Here is a 2,841-nt window from a genome sequence, read left to right as displayed (position 1 = left end):
TAACATATAAAGATGAAACTAAAACAGTTAAGGTAGTTGTGAAAGATACAACTGCTCCAGAAATTACAGTACCAGAAAATATAGAAATTCTTCAAGGGACAGATTTGAGTACATTTGATTTTAAATCATTGATTACAGCGACTGATTTAGCACAAATGGAATTAAATATTGACTATAGTACAATTAATGTTAATGTGCCTATGGAATATATTGCTAAAGCAAACGTTGAGGATGTCAATGGGAATAAGAACGAAAAAGAATTTAAAGTAACAGTAATTGCTCTACCAATAGTCGCTGAGGACGAAGTGGTAGTGCAAGAGACAGTAACAAATGCTGACGGAACGAAAACAGTAAAAAATACTGTTAAGAAAAAAGCAGATTCATCTGGAAATAAAGTAGTATCTAGTGGAAACAATTCAAATAGCAGCTCTAATAGTTCTGGAAACAAACCTTCAGGTTCTGCTGGAACTGGAGGAAGCTCAGGATCATCTGGATCTGGTAGTGGTTCTAACAAGCCTTCAAATGGTGGAACATCTGGTGGCAACAATTCAGGAGGAAATAGTGGTAATTCAGGCGGAAGTTCTGGAAGCGGCTCAGGTTCAACTGGTGGAAGTGCGGATGTAGATATATCTGGTTCAACACCAAATGGCGATTATACTGATAATTGGGGAGGAGGACAAGGGAATTTTGACGATATATTTGGATAATATAATATGTTAAGGCAAGCGTAATATCGCCTGCTTTTTTTATTATGAAGGGGGAATATATTATGTATCTTTGTAGAAATCCTACATTAATATGGCGAAAGTCATTTTTTAAGCTTGAAAAGGAGGGCAAAGATGATTAAAAAGAGTACAAGAAATGTTTGGAATAAGTTTATTAAATTTTCACTTGTTGTTATATTACTTTTTGGTGGGGTAATATCTTCAATGGCCAGTTCTTCTTTACATGCAGAAACAGTAAAACTTGAAAAGGGCAGTCCAATATATTATCCGAGTTGGCTCGGTAACTGGTCTACCAACTATTATTACATTAATGGCCAACTGGCATACTGTTTAAATTCTTCTCGAAATGAACCAGTAAATAACAATAGTGCATATGCTGAAATCAGTAATAATATGGAACTTCTTAAAGTTCTTTATTATGGATATGGCGGGCCTGAAGATGTTTTTAAAGATGATCAAGTTACCAATGACACTAATAAATATCTGTATACGCATATTATGGCTAGTTACGCATATAGTGGAGATATTTATGGTGGCAAAAACTGGGATGATTTATTGGCTAATGGAATTGGTTTAAAGTGGAGGTATGAACAGATTCAGTCTATGCCGATTCCATCAAACGAATTTAATTTTGATGGTAGCACTAATTTTAATACCACTGCTTATTATGATTTAAATACAGGAAAACAGCGTACAAAAGATATTAAGTTTAATTCTACTAGTAGTAATACTGTAACATTGCCATTGCCAACTGGTATAAAGCTGCATAATGTTACGAAAGGAACGGTTGCTATTAATAATGCAACTATATATGGTGGAGATATTTTTTATTTAGAAACAGATATATCGAGCAAGCATGGTGACTATAGTTCTGGAAAACTGACAGGCAGCCACAAAACAAGATATGCTCCGCTGATTGTAAAATCAGACAGTACCAGTGTTCAGGATATAGGTTCTTGGAGTTTCACTTATGATCCTACCCAAATAACATTAAATGTTAACTGGATAGATGGAAGCCAGATTAGTATTAATAAAACTGACAATTATGGTGAAAACATTTCTAACGCTAAATTTGATTTATTACAGTGGAATAAGACAACTCATCAATATGAAAAATTAAGGGAGTTAACATATAATTCTGCTGATAAACTATATGAAAGTGGTTTTTTAGAAAAAACAGATTTGAATGAAGGTAAATTTAAGGTAGAGGAAACAGTGCCAAATGGATATACAGCTTCTTCGAAATACGAGCAGGAATTTACATTAGACGGCTATATCGATAGAAGTGTTTTTACAGCAGTGATTGAAGGTAAAGAAGTAAATGTAAAATTATCATCTACACTTGCGGACAATCATTACATAAAATATGAGGTGGATGGTGTACCAGATAGTGTAACAGAGATTAAATTTCCTACATGGTCGATTAATGGGGGACAGGATGATATTGATTGGGTTCACCTTGCAAAAGGAAGTGACGGAGTATGGCGTGCAAATAAGCAGATGCCTGAAAGTGGCCAGTATGTTATTCATATCTATTATAATACTGCTGTTCAGCAAAATATTTATTCTCATGCGGTTAATTTTTGGCCGAGTGATACAACGATCAATGTTGTAAACAATAGGATAATGGGTAAAATATCTGTTGATAAATTAGATTATCATGCAGGTGAAAAATTAGCAAACGCAACATTTGATGTGACTGCCAGAAACGATATAAGAACACCACAGGGAACTGTTATATATAGGCAGGGCGAAGTGGTAGGAAATCTTACAACAGATGAAAACGGTTATGGTGCACTGGATAATCTTAATTTGGGGGAATACACCCTAAAGGAGTCTGCAGTACCAGATGGTTTCCGTGATGATGACAGTACATATGATTTTACTATAACTGCTGATAAAACTGATTCTAAACTGCATATGGGATTAGATGTGACATGGGAAATAAATAACTATCCTACTTTTATAAATGTTTATAAAGTTGATAAGGATTCGGGCAAAAAACTGGAAAATGCTGAATTTGATTTATACAACGTTACAGATAAAAAGAAAGTAGGAACGTATAAAACAGATAAGAATGGCAATATTGCTGTTTTTTATTTATCAAGACAGAAAA

1 protein-coding gene and 1 pseudogene are annotated in these 2,841 nt (G+C 34.2%); both read left to right on the top strand.

The genetic code is table 11. The annotated features are described in order from the left end of the window. Window positions 1-707, top strand: a pseudogene (locus tag KSU54_RS18305) (hypothetical protein); the annotation flags it as partial. A 132-nt stretch (window positions 708-839) separates the two neighbouring features. After that, a partial coding sequence (locus KSU54_RS18300; protein WP_217749046.1) for a SpaA isopeptide-forming pilin-related protein occupies window positions 840-2,841 on the top strand: 2,002 nt, incomplete at its 3' end.

Source organism: Erysipelatoclostridium sp. MSK.23.31 (assembly GCF_019125875.1).
GTDB lineage: Bacteria > Bacillota_I > Bacilli_A > Erysipelotrichales > Coprobacillaceae > Thomasclavelia > Thomasclavelia ramosa.
This window is presented reverse-complemented; position numbering and strand designations above follow the sequence as displayed.